This window comes from Pseudoalteromonas sp. SR41-8 (assembly GCF_014163915.1).
Lineage (GTDB): Bacteria > Pseudomonadota > Gammaproteobacteria > Enterobacterales > Alteromonadaceae > Pseudoalteromonas > Pseudoalteromonas rhizosphaerae.
The window spans coordinates 97,351-114,765 of record NZ_JACJEE010000003.1 but is presented as its reverse complement, the minus strand read 5'-3'; the positions used below and the strand labels follow the sequence as shown (position 1 = coordinate 114,765).

The window sequence follows — 17,415 nt, the reverse complement described above, 5'->3', positions numbered from 1 at the left end:
TGCCAATAACTATAGGCTCTATAAACGCTTTGCACGCATTGTATTCAAGCAAAGGGTTTGAATGCCCTAAATATCACCCCATTCATGCCATCACGGCTTTAATAGCCTCTAAGCCTTTTCGCAAAGTGCTGGCATCGGTTGCATAATTAATGCGAATACACTGGTGTTTGTGTGCCCAAGTATCATCAATACCAATAAAGAAATTATGCCCAGGAATAATATAAACATCCTGCTCTTTGAGCTTTTGGTAAAGTTGTTCGCTGGTTATTTTTGCCTCTTTAAACCACAGCCACATAAAAAATGCGCCTTCTACTTTGTGTAAGTAAACGGGGAGGTGGGCAAATATTTCATCAAACAAGTTCATTGCTGTTTGTGCTTTTTCTCGATAAAAAGGTAGCACTGAATTTTTACACAGCGGGAGGAGTTCATCTTCATTAATTAGGCGTGTTACTAAACTTGGGCCAAAACTGTTCGGCGATAAAACCATACTGCCATTTACACGGCCAATGGCTTTAATTATGTCATTGTTAGCCACTACAATACCGGTTCGCAAACCCGGTAGGCCAAGTTTTGAAAGCGACATGCATAAAATAATGTTTGAGTTCCAGATTAAGTTTGCGTCGGTATAAATACACCCAGGGAATGGGTCGCCGTAGGCGTTATCAATGATCAGTGGGATATTATATTGCTTAGCCAATAAATCGAGATGATGTACTTCTTCATCAGTAATGACATTGCCTGTAGGGTTAGTAGGGCGAGACACACACAGTGCGCTAATGCTGCTGTCGCTTGCTAATACTTGCTCAACAGCTTTAAAGTCAATGATATATTTAAATTGGTTTGAGCCACTTTCAGTATTTAAAATTTCGATATCGGGCTTTATTGCTACAAACATATCGTCAGTTAAGCCCTGATCTGCATAGCCTACATACTCAGGTGCCAGCGGAAATAAAACCTTTTTATGGCTGCCATCAGGCATACTTCCAGCTAACAGGTTAAATAACACAAAAAAATTGGCTTGGCTGCCATTACCAAGCGCTATATTATTTGCGGTTAAATCCCATGAGTATTCACTTTTTAGTTGCTTGGCCAGAGCTGCACGAAATGCATCATTACCCGCAGGGCCATCGTAAAGTCCAAATACGTTGGAAAGTGTATTATTAGCAACAAGCTTTTGTAACTCATTGATAAAAATATCATTAACCTCAGGCACTAAGGCCGGATTACCACCACCGAGCATAATAATATTTGGATTGTTACTGTTTTTAGCATCGCCTAAATCTTCCATTAACTGTGTAATACCATTAGGTTGAGTAAATTTAGTGCCGAAGTTTGAGTAATCCATAATGACCGTGTGCCTTAAAAAATGATAAGTTAGTGTAAATTAACGCTATGAATTTGATATTGAAAAATTTTCACCGCTTAGATTAATATAGCCATAACCCGCTATAATCGTTTTTCTTATTTTAAGTAGGGCAGCCTTATCAGCAACCTTGAATCACACACTAAAACACATTTAAACACCACTGCAGACGATTCGGTTATTACTAATACGACCCTTAAAATTGCCACTTTTAATTTGTTTAATTACCTTGAGCCGCCTAATGCCTATTATGAATTTGAACGCATATACACCGCAGAGCAGTGGGCTAAAAAGCAGCGTTGGCTTATTAATTACTTAACCGAGCATCAGCCTGATGTGATTGGCTTTCAAGAAGTATTTAGTATTGAGTCGCTTAAAGAATTAGTTAAAGAGCAAGGTTATGTGTACTTTGCCGTGGTAGATGAGCCTCAGGTAATCGACGACTTTATTTACAAACGACCTGTAGTAGCACTTGCTGCTAAATACCCAATCGTTGAAGTGGCAAGTGTTGAGCATGACCATGAGCTTGCTAAAACCCTTGGTTTAACTGATGATTTTACATTTAGCCGAAAGGTGCTTAGAGCTACAATAACTTTACCGCATATCGGCAACACGGATTGTTATGTGGTGCATTTTAAGTCTAAGCGCTCCATGATAGAGCTCGATGAGCAAAACAAAGAACTCACACCCGAAAAAAATATTATCGAGCTATTAAAAGCCGATATAGCAGGGAGTTGGGGCTCAACTATTCAGCGCGGCAGTGAAGCCACATTACTGATGATAGACATAATTTCACGCCGCGAATCTACACAAAACCCAATGGTTTTAATGGGCGATTTTAATAACGACTTAGCTGATGGAGTTTTAAGCCATTTACTAACAAATACACTGCGCTTTGCCCCGACGTTTGACAGTAAAACTTACCTTGCAAAATATTGCCTTAACGACGCGTGGCAGTTATTTGCAAAGTCGCAATTAAATTCGGCTAATCAAAATAATGAAAATACAGTGGATTTAAAGCGTCAGCCTACCCATTATTTTGGCGCGAGCAGCTCCGTGCTTGACTACATTTTGCTATCTTGCGAGTTTGACTCAAGTTACGACGACAGCTTTTTTGAGGTGATCCATTATCATACTTACGATCGTCATTTAATTAACCCTGAATTTGAGCGTGATGATTTAAGCACCGATCATGGCGTGGTATTGATTAGCTTGGCATTAAGGTCGTAACGGGTTTTGTTACTAAAAATTGTAAGCGGATCTGCCGCTGACATAATTAATATTAAGGCGCTCAGTAGGTGCCTTGATGTTCTCCCTTTCCTTTATCCTGTTGTTTTAAAAAATCACTAATAATTAGTGCATTAACTCTAATTTATATTGATCTACATCATCTTTATTAACGGTGATAGTGGTAGATTAATGACGCTGGATTTTTAAGTTCGTTTAAATCGTTTATTACAACTACCCTTGTTGTACTTACAAAGCAGGGTTGCTTTCATATAACAATTAGCGTGCTGTATCCTAAAAATTATTTACCTTATTACTACCCCACTTACATTACTTTTTACATACATGGAGTTTTAGCACATGACAATTAAATCAACGTTCAAATCTTTGAGTAAACTCACTGTTTTGGTCATTGTGGGCGGGGTTGGCTGGTATGCTTGGCAAACCTTGCAACCTACATCATTTGCTGAACAACTCCCTGACAGTGTTGCCTATGGAAATGGGCGAATTGAAGCGACCGAGTACGATATTGCTACAAAATTACCGGGCCGCTTAGTTGACGTTATGGTGCAAGAAGGCGATATGGTCAAAGCGGGTCAAACGTTAGCGGTTATTGACACTGATGATTTAAACGCACAGTTACGTGAAGCTGAGGCGGGGCTTCGTGTTGCCAATGAGTCTCGTAAATACGCATTAGCGATTGTAGAGCAGCATAAAAGTGAGCTTAATTTTGCACAAACTGAATTGCGCCGCTCTGCAAAATTATTAGAAAAAGGCCATATTTCAAAAGAAGTGGTTGATCAACAACGAACCACCTCTGCTATTGCGCAAGCAGCTTTAACCGCGGCAAACGTAAAAGTTGTGCAGTCGGATGCTGAAATAGAAGCAGCGCAGGCACGTATTGAGCGATTACAAAGCAACATAGCCGACAGCACGCTCACAGCACCAATCAATGGACGCATATTGTATCGATTAGCTGAGCCTGGCGAAGTGCTTGGCAGTGGTGGCAAGGTTTTATCGTTATTGGATTTAACCGATGTTTATATGAGTATATATTTACCAACAGCGCAAGCGGGCAAGGTAACAATAGGCTCACAAGCGCGCATTGTTATTGATGCTGTTGCCGAGTATACATTGCCGGCTAAAGTGACGTTTGTGTCTGCACAGGCGCAATTTACCCCTAAATCGGTAGAAACCCGAAACGAGCGCGATAAACTGATGTTTAGAGTTAAGGTAAAGCTCGACTCGCAGTTATTAAAAGATCATATCAAACAAGTAAAAACAGGGGTGCCAGGGCTTGCTTATGTGTTGTTAGCACCTGAAAAAAATTGGCCTACGTCGTTACAGGTACGAGTACCTGAATAATGGATAACGCTAATAATAACACGGATAAAAACGCGCAACAGCCACCTCTTGAAAGTGTAGTTACGCTTACTAAGGTGAGTCATCGCTATGCTAATAATCGCGTGCTGGACAACATTAGCATTTCATTACCTGCCGGGAAAATGGTTGGGTTTATAGGCCCTGATGGCGTAGGAAAATCAAGCTTATTGGCACTTATAGCGGGGGCAAGGGCGATTCAAGAGGGGGAGGTTGAGGTATTAAACGGCAATATGCGTAGTAGTAGTTTTCGTAATTCGGTGTCGCCACGCATTGCTTACATGCCTCAAGGGCTTGGCAAAAATGTGTACCCAACACTTTCTGTGTTTGAAAATATAGATTTTTTTGGTCGCCTTTTTTCTCAAAATAAAGCAGAGCGCAAACAACGAATTAATAACCTTTTAAAAAGTACAGGCTTAGAGGCATTTGCCGATCGCCCCGCAGAAAAGCTCTCTGGCGGGATGAAACAAAAACTCGGTTTGTGCTGCGCACTGATCCATGACCCTCAATTATTGATTTTAGATGAGCCAACAACCGGAGTTGATCCGCTATCGCGTCGTCAATTTTGGCAATTAATAAACAGTATTCGCGCTGAAAATACACAGATGAGCGTACTGGTTGCGACCGCCTACATGGAAGAAGCCGATGATTTTGATTGGCTAGTCGCTATGGACGATGGAAAAGTAATCGGTACGGGCAGCCCACAAAACCTAAAAATGCAAACTAATAAAGAATCGCTTGATGAAGCGTTTATAGCATTACTTCCTGAAGAAAAACGTCATGATCATCAGCGGTTAGTTGTGCCACCTCGTAAACAAGACATAAAAACAACCCAGTTCGCTATAGAAGCAAATGGATTATGTAAAACATTTGGTGATTTTACCGCTGTTAACAACGTGAGTTTAAGTATTGAACAAGGTGAAATTTTTGGCTTTTTAGGTTCAAATGGCTGTGGAAAAACTACCACAATGAAAATGCTTACCGGGTTACAACCGGCAACCAGTGGCGAAGCAAAATTGTTTGGTGAAAAGGTCGATGCCAATAACATCGAAAGCCGCAAACGCGTTGGTTTTATGTCACAAGCATTTTCGCTTTATAACGAGCTTACAGTGAAGCAAAACTTGGTATTGCATGCTCGTTTATTTCACTTACCCGCAGAGAAAATAGAGCCGCGCGTTAAAGATTTAATTACTCGGTTTAACCTTAAAAAATACAGTGACGATTTTCCTACCGATTTGCCCCTAGGTATTCGCCAGCGTTTATCGCTTGCTGTTGCGGTAGTACATAGCCCTGAAATGCTCATACTTGATGAGCCCACATCGGGTGTAGACCCCGTTGCAAGGGATGACTTTTGGCAGTTACTCATTGAGCTTTCGCGCGAACAAGGCGTGACTATTTTTATTTCGACTCACTTTATGGATGAAGCAGCACGTTGCGATAGAATTTCGTTAATGCATGCAGGTAAAATACTTGCCAGCGATACGCCAGCTGCACTGTGCCAAGCGCGTAATACCGACACACTAGAAGCTGCCTTTATTGCATATTTAGAAGAAGCAGTAAATGCAGCCGGAGCAAGCTCGGCGATACAAGCATCGATAACTGATAAACCCAAAGCTTTGGCTACAGCGCCCGCTACTCGTAAGAATAACACTAACCCCGCATTTAGTTTGTTGCGGTTATTTGGTTATGCGCATCGCGAAACGCTAGAGTTATGGCGCGATCCTATTCGCCTAACGTTTGCTTTGCTGGGCTCGATAATTTTGCTGTTTATTTTAGGTTACGGCATTACATTTGATGTTGAAGATTTAAGCTTTGCGGTACTAGATCAAGACCAATCGCCCGAGAGCCGCAACTACATTCAAAATATGGCAGGTTCACGTTACTTTATTCAAAAAGCAGATATTAAAAGCCCGCAAGAACTTAATAAACGAATGCGCAGTGGTGAGTTAAGCGTGGCCGTTGAAATTCCACCTAACTTTGGTCAGCAATTTAAACGCGGCCGTAAACCTGAAATTTTAGTGTGGATTGATGGTTCTATGCCGTTTAGGGCAGAAACGATTAATGGTTATATGAGCGGCGTGTATTACAGCTATTTAACCAACTTATCTTTGCGCACTTATGCACAAGTACCAAACTTAGTGCCAGCTAATATTGAATCTCGCTATCGTTATAACCAAGATTTTAAAAGCATTGAGGCCATGGTGCCGGCGGTTATTCCACTGCTATTGGTATTTATTCCTGCGATATTGATGGCGCTTGGCGTAGTGCGGGAAAAAGAGTTGGGTTCAATCATAAACTTATATGTAACACCGGTTAACCGGCTGGAATTTATTATTGGCAAACAGCTGCCTTACATTTTAGTGAGTATGATCAGTTTTTTTGGCTTAGTCGCACTTGCTATTACCGTGTTTGGTGTGGCGCTAAAAGGCAGCTTTTGGGCGCTTAGTTTGGCTGCATTATTATACGTTACAGCGACTACCGGAGTTGGGCTGTTAATTTCGGCTTTTACAAAAACACAAATTTCAGCATTGGCAGCCACTACGGTGGTGGTGTTGATGATTGCCGTTAACTTTTGTGGGCTAATTGACCCTGTTTCTTCCTTAGAAGGGTTTGGCGCTATTATTGGTAAACTGTTTCCGACCACCTACTTTTTAGAGGCGTGTCGGGGAGTCTTTAATAAAGCGCTTAATTTTTCTGATTTATCAGCCCAGCTACTGCCTTTATTCGCTTTTATACCCGTGCTGACTCTGGCCAGTGTATTTTTACTTCCAAAGCAGGACAAATAGCCATGCAACGTCGCGGAAACATTGTTAATTTAGGTATTAAAGAGTTGCGTAGTTTATGGCGTGATAAGGTTTTGTTGCTATTCGTTTTTTTTGCTTTTACTGGATTGATTTATGTGGTGGCTTCAGCCACGTCGATAGAGTTAAATAATGCGCCGATTGCAGTTGTTGATCACGACCAATCGCAATTATCTAAGCGTATTATTAATGCCTTTTATGAGCCTTACTTTAAAACGCCAGACAGTATTTCATCAAGCGATGTTGACTCAGCTATGGATAATGGCCGTTATACTTTTGTGCTTAATATCCCGCCTTATTTTGAGCGTGATGTACTTGCAGCTAAGCAACCTACGATTCAAGTAAATATAGATGCTACGCGTATGTCGCAAGCATTTATTGGTGATAACTATATTCAAACCATCATTAACGGCGAAGTAAATGAGTTTGTGCAAGGTTATCGAACCGTTTATTCACTGCCAATAAAGCAATCGGCGCACATTATGTTTAACCCAAATATGACAAGTGTATGGTTTGGTAGCGTGATGGAATTAATGAACGTGATCACAATGATTTCGATTATTTTAACTGGCGCCGCGGTGATCCGTGAACGCGAACACGGCACATTAGAGCATTTATTAGTTATGCCATTAAGCCCCTTTGAAATAGTGATGGCGAAAATTTGGGCCAATGGGTTAGTGATTTTATTACTGACTACGTTTTCATTATTTATTGTGATCGAAGGTTTGTTACAAGTGCCTATTCATGGCTCGGCGGGCTTATTTTTATTTGGCGTTGCTATTCATTTATTTGCGACCACATCGCTGGGTATATTGTTAGGAACGCAGGCGCGCACCATGCCGCAACTCGGGTTACTGATGATCTTAATTTTATTACCATTACAAATGCTCTCTGGCGGTGTTACGCCGCGTGAAAGTATGCCTGAGGTAGTGCAAAATATTATGTTATTGGCGCCAACAACGCATTTTGTAAAATTTGCTCAAGCTATTTTATACCGAGGGGCAGGGGGGGATGTAGTTTGGCCTTACTTTTTAGCATTAACTGTTATTGGCAGTGTGTTTTTTACTGTTGCATTAATGCGCTTTCGTAAATCAGTGGCGCAAGGTTAGGGTATTAAAATATAACGCGTGTTTTCAAAAAAGTGGCTGTTTAAGATAAAGCCACCCGTTAACGTTAAAGCGCTAATGGGTGGCTACTGAAGATACCATCCGCAATAATAATTAAGCGAATGGGGATGACTTAGTTTAGTCTTGGGTTAATTTCTAAAGGAGACAGCGTAATGGTCGCATTACTGCTTGCTCCTTTATATTCTTGATAGTCTTTGTTTTCAAACAGCGTGTAAAAAACATCAACATAATCGTCATTATTAGTAAACCATTCATCCGGCATTGCTTTTAGTAGTTCATTGGTCAGCTTAGGGATAATGGCATAACCTTGCGCTTGTAAATCAGGAATGCTCGCCATTACTTGCTCTGATATTTCTAATAATTTTATTGCTAGAGTTTTATAGTTGGTGTTGTCATCTTGTTCCATTAAGAGTAAATCGACCGCTTGCCAACGATAACGCTGCCAATGAATTAAAACCTGATTAGGGCTGTAATCGGTTTTGTCATGATCTAAATAAGGTAAATCAACGATATCTAATATTGGTTCATCTCGGGTGGGGTCGATACCCGTTACAATGGCATAAATTTCAGCACCACCTGAGATCCAAGGTTCTTTGTCATCTTCTAAGCGTATTTTTTTCAATACACTGGTTTGCAGGGGTTGTTCATTGCTTAACTGGTTTTGTGGACTAACCGTGGTTTTACTGAATTTGTTAGCAGATAAAATTCCTCTCATTACTGCAATACCCGCATCTTGTACTTTTTGTTGATCTAATTCGACAATAAATACAGGTTGGGTCGGCATTTGATCAACACTAAGATAGTGAATGTCACCAAACTGATCGAACGCTTCAATCTCGCTCCATTGCGAATCGTCACCAGCAGGTGCAAATGCAAATAAAGGGCGTTCGCCTTGCTGCCAAGCGCTAAGCATTTCATCGCTAGCCAAACGCACTTGTAACAAACTACCGGTGTTTTGTGGTAAACCTTTAAGCTGTTGTAATGCGCTGTTTGCTAAACGAATATTTTGTTGTGTGTGCATGCCTAAAGACGGTAGCTGATCCGCATTCAAAACCAGTTTATATTGGCTTAGCGTTTGTTTAAGATCAGCGTTTAATACACTGTAATTAAGCGCTATTTGTTTTGCGAAATTGCGTTTAATGGTGGTTACGTCTTTGTATTGCGCCAACTTAGACAAGTTTTCACCTTTTTCGATTTCATATTGAGCTGAAAAAGCGGGCGCTGATACACAGTTCAACAGAGCTAAGGTTGCCAAGCATTTGGTTATTTTATTCATCATATTTATTTTACCGTTCCGTTATCAGTAACGCTATAAAACAATACTTAGAATAAATAATCAAACAAAATTTATAAAGTAAGTAATTAGTATTGTTTTTGTGGTTGCGCTTAGGCTGCAAAAAATACCAAGCCGCTGTTATAGAGTAAGTTTTATATAAAGAATGAATCTATTACAAAAAATCATTTTACTAAAAAGTAATTTCTATATATATCAGTGGCTTATATGTGGCTTGATAGTTGCTATAACTACTACTCTAATACCAACACAAAGGATTAAGCAATGACCGATATAGCACATTCAGCGTTTATAGCATTTTATTTATATTTAATTATGGTGTTAGTACAGTGGGCAGTGGCGACGTTTAGTAAAGCCAAACAGCCTGGCGCTGTGCCAGGAAAAATTGATAAAGACCTATCTCATGAGAGTTTTATATTTAGAGCGCATCGCACCTTTCATAACACATTAGAAAACAGCGCGTTATTTATAGGAACGGTTTTATTTGCCTTTGTGATTAATTACCACAGTTCGGTTTTTGCAATCTGTATTTGGGTTTACGTCATTGCACGTTTAATTCATATGGTACTGTATTACGCAATTGCCACAGAGAAAAACCCCAGCCCGCGTAGCTACTTCTTTTTGATTGGCGTAATTGCGAATCTAGTTATGCTGGTGATGCTAGGGCTAAGATTAGCCAACTAATAAAACCTGATAAAGCGAAAAGCGTTATTTGCTTTTCGCTTTTACATTTAGTTATCTACTACAGGTTTTTTTGTGCGGGTAACCCAAAAGCAAATTAACGACCCAATAGTCACGAGTACAACACCTTGTAAAAAATAGTCAGCTAAAGCAACGGATAAGTTAATAGAGGCAAACACAGTGGAGAAAATAGGGGTAAAATAAGACAAGGTGCCTAAAAGTATCATATTTCCACCTATAAATGGCTGACTTCACAAAGCAAATCCTGACCCAATAACAAGAGTATCGAGACTGGAAATACGATGATCTACTTATGGAGCTTGAATTTAAGGCAAACGATATACTCTTGCTTATTTCAGCTTAAATAACTATGAATTTTATGGTGTAACCTGGTACGAAAAATGGACATTGGGATGTAAGATTCAGTTTAATACGTCATCATCGATGAAAAAGGTACGTACAAAAGTTCGGCGTTTTAATCGGAACTTTACATAGCAAACTATTGTTTTCTAACCGACCTTTTTCTAAATATATTTGGTTGCCATCCCCAGTGTAGGGAACCGAGCCGTAAAAATACGGTAATAAAGAGTGCGCCTAAAATACACCAAACATAAGGTACTTCTAATAGAAACAGTGTGGCATAAGTTAAGCCACCAGATAGACACGCGGTGGAGTAGAGCTCTTCGCGCATGACAAGGGGGACTTCACGGCATATTACATCGCGCATTAGACCACCAAAGATGCCCGTGGTCATGCCCATAGTAATAGCCACAATCATCGTAGTGCCTTCGATTAAGGACTTTTCAATGCCAACAATATTAAAAATTGCCATGCCCAAAGCATCGACCAGCAACATGTAATAGTTTGATACGTGAGGTAAATGACGAATAAATATTACGGCGATAAATATGGCGCTGTATGTTGCGTATAAATAATCCGGTTCGGCTATCCAAAATACTGGGTGGTTTAATAATACGTCGCGCAGTGTGCCGCCGCCGAGCGCTGTCACTGACGCGACAACCACAACACCAAAACCTCCTATGTTTTTTTCATGGCCCATTAGAGTACCTGAGATGGCAAAAAACGCTACCCCGATCAAATTTAACAAATGAAAATAGTCAGATGCCATTGTGGTCTCCATACCATTACCAAAAAAGTAGCCTATTAGGATAGCGTACTGATGATTTATTTAGCCTGAACATAGGTATTGTGCATGATTAAGTTTTAAAACAGTGCTTGCAGCGCTCTTATATTCTCAGTACAAGAATGCAAATAAGCGCTGATACAGCTAAATACGGCACTATAAATTGACTTAAAGCGCAAATAAATTGAACGCATTAAATGGTTGTTCGTCCATAAATCATTGCTATTAGATGTTGTTATAGTTATAACGGATGTTAATTGTTTCAGAAATTTCTGAAATTAAATGGAGGTTGCCGAGTGTTTTGCACTCAAATTACTAGGACAATACCAATCTAATACGCGTGCTTTGCGCCTCTCTAATTGGAGAAGTAAGTGAATAAACATGTTTTTGCTGCTGCCCTCAGCTCTGTTATGGGCTTTATGCTTCCAGCGTTTGCTGATGTTCCAAATCCGACTGATACCCCATATTCCGGCACTATAAAAATAGCGGTTGATGCCACAGATCTAGCTCATCGTATTTTTAAAATAAACGAAACTATCCCTGTTAATGCTGGTGAAATGACTTTGCTTTATCCGCAATGGATACCTGGACATCACTCACCAGTTGGACCAATAAGTCAGTTGGCTGGATTGAAAATGTCAGCAAAAGGTAAAGTGATCGAATGGCAACGAGATCCTGGCAACGTATATGCTTTTAATCTTAAAGTTCCTAAAGGTGTACGTGAGTTGCATGTTGAATATCAATTATTGTCACCACAAAGTTCAGAGCAAGGGCGCGTTATGATGACGCCAGAAATGCTCAATTTACAATGGGATACAGTAGCGCTTTACCCTGCTGGGCACTATAGCCGTAAAATTAAATTTCAACCGAGTGTAACGTTACCAAAAGGGTGGCAGTTTGCTACTGCACTTGAAAAGTCTTCGCAAAAAGGCAATACAGTTACCTTTGAGGGAATTGATTTTGAAAACCTTGTAGACTCGCCAATGTTTGCCGGTAGCCACTATAAGCGTGTTGATTTAAACCCAAATGCAGATACTCCGGTGTTCTTAAATGTCTTTGCCGATAAAGAAAAAGATCTTGAGATCAGTGCTGAAGGGTTAACAGCACACCGTGAGCTTATTCAACAAATGTATGCGCTTTATGGTGCACATCACTTTGATCATTATGACTTTTTACTTGCCCTGACAGATAAGTTAGGCGGTATCGGCATGGAACATCATCGCTCAAGTGAAAATAGCGCGAAAGAAAATTATTTTACTGACTGGGATAAGTCATGGGTCGGTCGCGATTTATTAGCACACGAATTTAATCATTCATGGAATGGTAAATATCGTCGCCCCGAAGCATTATGGACACCGACCTATAACCAAGTTAAAGAAGCTAATGGTTTATGGGTATATGAAGGGCAAACACAGTTTTGGGGGCAAGTCATTGCGGCTCGTTCTGGACTTTGGAGCCAAGAAAATGCGATGGATATGCTAGCTCGTTTAGGTGCAACCTACGACCAAGGCCGACCTGGCATGGCATGGCGTAATATTTTAGATACAACCAACGATCCAACTATCGCTCAGCGTTCATCTTTGCCTTATCGTAGTTATCAAATGAGCGAAGACTATTACTCTGGTGGAGAATTAATTTGGTTTGCGGTTGATGCAAAATTACGTGAATTGAGTAACAACAGTCATTCATTAGATGATTTTGCCCACAACTTTTTTGGCGTAAACCCGGGTGATTGGAATGTGTTGACCTACAAATTTGATGATGTGATTAACACGCTTAATGGTATTGAAAAGTATCAATGGGATGACTTTATTAATTCGCGTTTAAAAGGCCATGTTAACTTATCTAAATCACTGGAAGACCAAGGTTGGAAATTGATCTATAACGATAAGGCCTCTGATGGCATTAAAGCAATTGAAAGCCGCTATAAATCAACTGATTTACTTTATTCTCTGGGCTTCTCGGTAAATAAAGAAGGCAAAATGCGTGACGTATTATGGGATAGCCCTGCATTTAATGCGGGTCTTGCGCCAAGTATGCAAATTGTTGCCGTTAATAATACTCAATTTAGTGCTGATGCACTCAAAGATGCAGTGACGGATGCTAAAGGCTCAAAAGCGCCAATTAAGCTCTTGGTGAAAAACTTTGATCAGTACAGTGAAATCCAGATCGATTATCATGATGGCCTTAAATATCCTCACCTTGAACGTATTGAAGGTAAGCCTGACTATTTATCACAGCTACTAACCGCACGATAAAATAAATCCGCGTAGGTTTATCAATACTTTTAAATATACCCACAGAGTGTGGGTATATTTATTTTATGCTAACCGATTATGATTTAGCATGTACCTTGAAGTTCTGGTTATTTTTTCATCGCAAAGTAATCCACAACTAACTGCGTCATCGCATTCACGCCTAATTGCAGTGCTTGCTCGTCAGCGAAAAACTGTGGTGAATGATTACTTGCTGCCGTTTTTGCATCTTGACCTTGTGGGGTAACACCTAAAAAGAAAAACAATCCAGGAGTTTCTAAAGCGTAATAGCTGAAATCTTCAGCGCCGGTGATCAAATCAGTGGTAATGATATTCTCAGCCCCAGCAACTTTAGTTAGTGTTGGCGTCATTTTTTGCGTGAGTTTTACATCGTTTACGGTGACAGGGTAGCCGTGGTCGATATGTACATCAGCTTTAGCACCACCGGATTCAGCGACCATTTCAGCTGTTTTCACTAAACGCTTTTTGATATCAGCGCGCATTGCTTGGTCAAAGGTGCGAATAGTGCCAATTAACTCGACACTATCCGGAATGATATTGGAACGTACGCCGCCATTAATAGCACCAAACGAAATAACTGACGGCGCTTTAGTAACATCAACTTGGCGAGATGAAATTGTTTGTGTGGCTATAATTATTTGTGATGATGCCACAATCGGATCAACACCATTCCATGGTCGTGAACCATGAGTTTGGCGGCCTTGTACATTAATTGTAAATGAATCTTCACTGGCCATAAGCGGGCCTTCACGGAAGCCAATTTGGCCTGTGTTTAATGAACTGGTTACATGTAAACCAAACACGGCGTCAGGTTTTTCTTTAAATAAGCCTTCTTTTAGCATGAGTTCAGCACCGCCTTCTTCACCTTCTGGGGCACCTTCTTCAGCTGGTTGAAAGACAAATAATACATCACCCGCTAAGTGATCTTGAATTTTAGCCAACGATTCAGCTACAGCCATTAGAATAGCGACATGGTTATCATGGCCGCAGGCGTGCATAACACCGACTTCATTACCACGGTAGGTTGAGGTCTGAGTTGAAGCAAACGGTAAATCAACTTGCTCAGTGACAGGCAGGGCGTCCATATCGGCACGCAGCGCCACTAAAGGGCCTTTTTTACCACCTTTGAGTTTAGCAACTACACCCGTATGGGCTATCCCAGTTTGTACTTCGAGCCCCAGTGCTTTTAAATGTTTAGTAATGTATTTAGCCGTTTCAAATTCGCGGTTACTAAGCTCTGGGTATTGGTGAAGATGGCGTCGCCAAGTGATCACTTTTTCACTTACACTGTGGTTAGCTTTTTTTAGATTCTTGTTGAGCTGTTGATCAGGAGCTGCTGCAAAACTTGGTGCAGATAACGTACTTAGCAATAAGCCGCTGTAAATAACTTTGTGTAACATAATGATCCCTTTTATTATTTGATTATTAAAACTAATGTAGAGTAAACCGATATGAATGAACAGGACCGTGCGATAGTTAACCAAGGAAATTGGTTTAGTAGCCGCTCTAAAGAATTTCAACACCAGCTATTGTTACATGCAAAAGTAATTAAACTCGATGCGGGTGAAGCATTATTTTTAAGAGGAGATGAAAATGCGGGTTTATACGCTGTTGTTAATGGAGTTATGCGAGTCAGTGGAGTAAATGGAGAAGGTAAAGAAGCGGTACTGAGTTTTATAGATCCCGCTATTTGGTTTGGTGAAGTTGCTTTATTTGATGGTGGTTTGCGTACCCACGATGTTTATGCACAAACACCCGCTCGATTGCTACATGTACCGCATCGGGCACTGATACAATTATTGGCAATCATGCCTGTTTACTGGCATGATTTTGGTGTTTTACTTTCACAAAAAATGCGGCTGCTGTTCACTTCATTAGAAGATCATGCTTTATTAACTGCACAGCAGAAAGTCTGTAAAAGGCTGGTTATGATGGCAACCATGTCGCTGCCCAGTAATACCGCTACTATTATGTTATCGCAGCAACAACTCGCAGATATGACCTATTTAACTCGTCAAACTATTAATCAAATCTTGCAGTTATTAAGTGAAAAAAAGCTTATTTCCCTTCATTACCAGCGTATAGAAATTCTTGATAAACAACAGCTGGCTTTACTTGTACATTAGCTGCGTTATTATTTTTACCTGATATAAGTACATTGGCCTTAAATTTGCTTTATAAAATAAAACTATCAATGGATTTGAAGCAATGAGCTCACTAATATTTAATAATCAGTACCGTACAGAACCTTATAACCCTCCTGTGCAAGCGAAAAGCATAAGCCATTCTAAAGCGGCAACCGAATTGCCAGAAACGGCAATAAATAGCCAAGCTAATACTGTTAGCAGCCCTAAAAACCCTTCATATGGAAAAGACTTTTTAGAAAAAGCAAATGAAGCGCTTATTTATCAACGATTAGGTGTTGATAAAGATAAAATAGCTGAACTTAAGGCCGCGATTGAAAAGCTGACAGAAAAAATACAAGAGCAGGGAGGGGGGAATGACGAATTAGCAAAACAAATGGAATCGTTACAAAAAATGCTTGGACAAGAATATCAAAAAGGCCGTGAGTTACAATCTAAAACCCCGGATCACGATAAAGGTAAAATCATAAGCGCATTTGTATAAGTGGATTTTACAAATGTCGGGTAGAAGACATTGTTACGTTGTGTTAACTGCTAAAGTAAATAATAAGATAATTATATAAAGTAAAGAAAATGAAAACACTGCAACAACAACTGGGCAATTATGGCTTATATCACCGTTCAAAACGCAATGTACTCACACACTTTTTTGGTATTCCACTCATTGTATACGCTGTATTGTGTTTATTAGCGCGTATTTATTTACCAGTTGCTGATCATGTTATCAATGGCGCTCATGTTTTTGTGTTAGCTACTGTGATTTATTATTTACTGCTTAATGTCTCACTAGGTTTGATAATGGCTGTTATTTTAGTAGTAATGAGTATAGCGGCTGCGCCAATTGCATCACTTAGTTTTACTAGCTGGTTAGCTGTTAGTATAGGTGTTTTTATTTTTGGCTGGGTTTTACAGTTTATTGGGCATTATTTTGAAGGTAAAAAACCAGCTTTTGTTGATGACTTAATCGGGCTTATCATTGGGCCATTATTTGTGCTTGTTGAGGCGCTTTTTTTACTCGGACTATATAAACAACTCGAGCAACAGATCACAGACATTGCGGGTCCTACAAAGCCTTAATAATAATCATAGGTAGAGCATGAACTTTAATAATAAAACGGTGTGGATCACCGGGGCATCATCAGGTATTGGTAAAGAGTTAGCGATACAGTTAGCACACTTAGGCGCTAATATTATTTTATCAGCCAGAAGTGCAGATAAACTAAATCAACTTTGTAGCGAGTTACCGGCTGGACAACACAAAGTAATACCTCTTGATTTATCACAACCTGAGCGGGTACTTGAGTATGTTGCAAATAGTATGGCTACGATTGGTAACGTTGATATTTTAATTAATAATGGTGGCGTGTCGCAGCGTAGTTTGTTTTTAGAAAATGACTTTATTGTGTATCGTCAACTTATGGAAGTTAACTATTTTGGTTTGATTGCGCTAACTAAAGCGGTATTACCGAGTATGGTTAAAAATGGCGGCGGCTGTGTAGTATCAATCAGTAGTGTCGCAGGTAAAGTTGGCTCTAAATTCAGAACCGGTTACTCAGGCTCTAAATATGCAGTCGTTGGTTTTATGGATTGTTTGCGAGCTGAAGTGGCCGATAAAAACATTCATTGTTTGACTATCTGCCCAGGCTCTATAAAAACGGCTATTGCTCATAATTCACTTAATGAACATGGTATTGCGCAAAATAAGGCTGAACACTCCATTGAAAATGGTATGGATGTAACGGCTGCTGTGAAGCAAATGGTCAGTGCAATAGCTAAACGTAAAGATGAAGTGGTGGTTGGCGAGGGGATCAGTGGCTGGGCTCCGACTATAAAACGTTTCTTTCCTAGTTTTTTTAATCGTATGACAGCGAAAAAGAATTATCGTTAAACAAACGATGAATAATACCGTGCTGGTATGCATTAACAGCGGCTTTATAGTTTATAAATTAGCTATAAATTGATTTTTTTGCAGTATTAG

The 17,415-nt window shown here is 40.0% G+C and carries 14 protein-coding genes and 2 pseudogenes; 11 read left to right on the top strand and 5 right to left on the bottom strand.

From position 1 onward, the window contains the following. Window positions 1-82: 82 nt before the first annotated feature. Window positions 83-1,345: a valine--pyruvate transaminase gene (locus tag H5162_RS03405; protein ID WP_182777654.1), complete on the bottom strand. Its 1,263-nt coding sequence runs from the start codon at window positions 1,343-1,345 to the stop codon at window positions 83-85. A gap of 234 nt (window positions 1,346-1,579) precedes the next feature. Between H5162_RS03405 and H5162_RS03400 the strand changes: the two genes are divergently transcribed. From H5162_RS03400 to H5162_RS03385, 4 genes are all read left to right on the top strand, one after another. Next, complete coding sequence (locus H5162_RS03400) at window positions 1,580-2,593, top strand: endonuclease/exonuclease/phosphatase family protein (protein ID WP_182777652.1); 1,014 nt, start codon at window positions 1,580-1,582, stop codon at window positions 2,591-2,593. Between the two features lie 357 nt (window positions 2,594-2,950). Beyond that, the gene (locus H5162_RS03395) at window positions 2,951-3,955 is read left to right on the top strand and encodes an HlyD family secretion protein (RefSeq protein ID WP_182759345.1); all 1,005 of its coding nucleotides are present in this window, start codon (window positions 2,951-2,953) and stop codon (window positions 3,953-3,955) included. Beyond that, complete coding sequence (gene rbbA, locus H5162_RS03390) at window positions 3,955-6,756, top strand: ribosome-associated ATPase/putative transporter RbbA (protein WP_182777650.1); 2,802 nt, start codon at window positions 3,955-3,957, stop codon at window positions 6,754-6,756. Before H5162_RS03395 ends, rbbA begins: the two co-directional genes overlap by 1 nt. A 2-nt stretch (window positions 6,757-6,758) precedes the next feature. Beyond that, window positions 6,759-7,880 (top strand): ABC transporter permease, encoded by a 1,122-nt coding sequence (locus H5162_RS03385; protein WP_182777648.1) that lies wholly within the window; start codon window positions 6,759-6,761, stop codon window positions 7,878-7,880. A gap of 130 nt (window positions 7,881-8,010) precedes the next feature. Here H5162_RS03385 and H5162_RS03380 read toward each other — a convergent pair whose 3' ends face one another. Beyond that, entirely contained in the window at window positions 8,011-9,177 is a 1,167-nt protein-coding gene (locus H5162_RS03380; protein WP_182777645.1) for a DUF3103 family protein, read from the bottom strand. Between the two features lie 279 nt (window positions 9,178-9,456). Between H5162_RS03380 and H5162_RS03375 the strand changes: the two genes are divergently transcribed. Further along, entirely contained in the window at window positions 9,457-9,876 is a 420-nt protein-coding gene (locus H5162_RS03375; RefSeq protein ID WP_145233119.1) for an MAPEG family protein, read from the top strand. Window positions 9,877-9,923: 47 nt separating this feature from the next. On the opposite strand, the pseudogene H5162_RS21310 reads toward H5162_RS03375, so the two are convergent. Beyond that, a pseudogene (locus H5162_RS21310) lies at window positions 9,924-10,154 on the bottom strand (EamA family transporter); the annotation flags it as partial. Here H5162_RS21310 and H5162_RS03370 point away from each other — a divergent pair. Further along, window positions 10,151-10,368, top strand: a pseudogene (locus tag H5162_RS03370) (ClbS/DfsB family four-helix bundle protein); the annotation flags it as partial. The pseudogenes H5162_RS21310 and H5162_RS03370 overlap by 4 nt on opposite strands. A gap of 4 nt (window positions 10,369-10,372) precedes the next feature. Here H5162_RS03370 and H5162_RS03365 read toward each other — a convergent pair. Next, a complete protein-coding gene (locus tag H5162_RS03365) occupies window positions 10,373-11,002 on the bottom strand; it encodes a trimeric intracellular cation channel family protein (protein WP_149982542.1) in 630 nt (209 codons plus the stop codon). 386 nt (window positions 11,003-11,388) lie between these two features. On the opposite strand from H5162_RS03365, the gene H5162_RS03360 reads away from it, so the two are divergent. Beyond that, window positions 11,389-13,275, top strand: a complete 1,887-nt coding sequence (locus tag H5162_RS03360) for a M61 family metallopeptidase (RefSeq protein WP_182777643.1) — start codon at window positions 11,389-11,391, stop codon at window positions 13,273-13,275. 107 nt (window positions 13,276-13,382) lie between these two features. Here H5162_RS03360 and H5162_RS03355 read toward each other — a convergent pair whose 3' ends face one another. Continuing rightward, window positions 13,383-14,693: an amidohydrolase gene (locus H5162_RS03355; protein ID WP_182777641.1), complete on the bottom strand. Its 1,311-nt coding sequence runs from the start codon at window positions 14,691-14,693 to the stop codon at window positions 13,383-13,385. A gap of 51 nt (window positions 14,694-14,744) precedes the next feature. On the opposite strand from H5162_RS03355, the gene H5162_RS03350 reads away from it, so the two are divergent. The 4 genes from H5162_RS03350 to H5162_RS03335 all read left to right on the top strand — a co-directional run bounded on the left by H5162_RS03350 (window position 14,745) and on the right by H5162_RS03335 (window position 17,325). Continuing rightward, window positions 14,745-15,419 (top strand): Crp/Fnr family transcriptional regulator, encoded by a 675-nt coding sequence (locus tag H5162_RS03350; RefSeq protein ID WP_182777639.1) that lies wholly within the window; start codon window positions 14,745-14,747, stop codon window positions 15,417-15,419. A gap of 82 nt (window positions 15,420-15,501) precedes the next feature. Beyond that, window positions 15,502-15,921, top strand: coding sequence for a hypothetical protein (locus tag H5162_RS03345; RefSeq protein WP_182730631.1), 420 nt, complete (start codon window positions 15,502-15,504; stop codon window positions 15,919-15,921). A gap of 89 nt (window positions 15,922-16,010) precedes the next feature. Then, on the top strand, window positions 16,011-16,514 hold the full coding sequence (locus H5162_RS03340) for a DUF962 domain-containing protein (RefSeq protein WP_145233124.1): 504 nt from the start codon (window positions 16,011-16,013) through the stop codon (window positions 16,512-16,514). Window positions 16,515-16,533: 19 nt separating this feature from the next. Next, window positions 16,534-17,325 (top strand): SDR family oxidoreductase, encoded by a 792-nt coding sequence (locus H5162_RS03335; protein WP_145233125.1) that lies wholly within the window; start codon window positions 16,534-16,536, stop codon window positions 17,323-17,325. Window positions 17,326-17,415: the final 90 nt, after the last annotated feature.

Coding starts and splice junctions, on each gene's coding strand:
- H5162_RS03365 (WP_149982542.1), bottom strand. CDS start 11,002: ATGGCATCTGACTATTTTCATTTGTTAAATTTGATCGGGGTAGCGTTT.
- H5162_RS03395 (WP_182759345.1), top strand. CDS start 2,951: ATGACAATTAAATCAACGTTCAAATCTTTGAGTAAACTCACTGTTTTG.
- H5162_RS03350 (WP_182777639.1), top strand. CDS start 14,745: ATGAATGAACAGGACCGTGCGATAGTTAACCAAGGAAATTGGTTTAGT.
- H5162_RS03375 (WP_145233119.1), top strand. CDS start 9,457: ATGACCGATATAGCACATTCAGCGTTTATAGCATTTTATTTATATTTA.
- H5162_RS03340 (WP_145233124.1), top strand. CDS start 16,011: ATGAAAACACTGCAACAACAACTGGGCAATTATGGCTTATATCACCGT.
- H5162_RS03380 (WP_182777645.1), bottom strand. CDS start 9,177: ATGATGAATAAAATAACCAAATGCTTGGCAACCTTAGCTCTGTTGAAC.
- H5162_RS03385 (WP_182777648.1), top strand. CDS start 6,759: ATGCAACGTCGCGGAAACATTGTTAATTTAGGTATTAAAGAGTTGCGT.
- rbbA (WP_182777650.1), top strand. CDS start 3,955: ATGGATAACGCTAATAATAACACGGATAAAAACGCGCAACAGCCACCT.
- H5162_RS03335 (WP_145233125.1), top strand. CDS start 16,534: ATGAACTTTAATAATAAAACGGTGTGGATCACCGGGGCATCATCAGGT.
- H5162_RS03355 (WP_182777641.1), bottom strand. CDS start 14,693: ATGTTACACAAAGTTATTTACAGCGGCTTATTGCTAAGTACGTTATCT.
- H5162_RS03345 (WP_182730631.1), top strand. CDS start 15,502: ATGAGCTCACTAATATTTAATAATCAGTACCGTACAGAACCTTATAAC.
- H5162_RS03405 (WP_182777654.1), bottom strand. CDS start 1,345: ATGGATTACTCAAACTTCGGCACTAAATTTACTCAACCTAATGGTATT.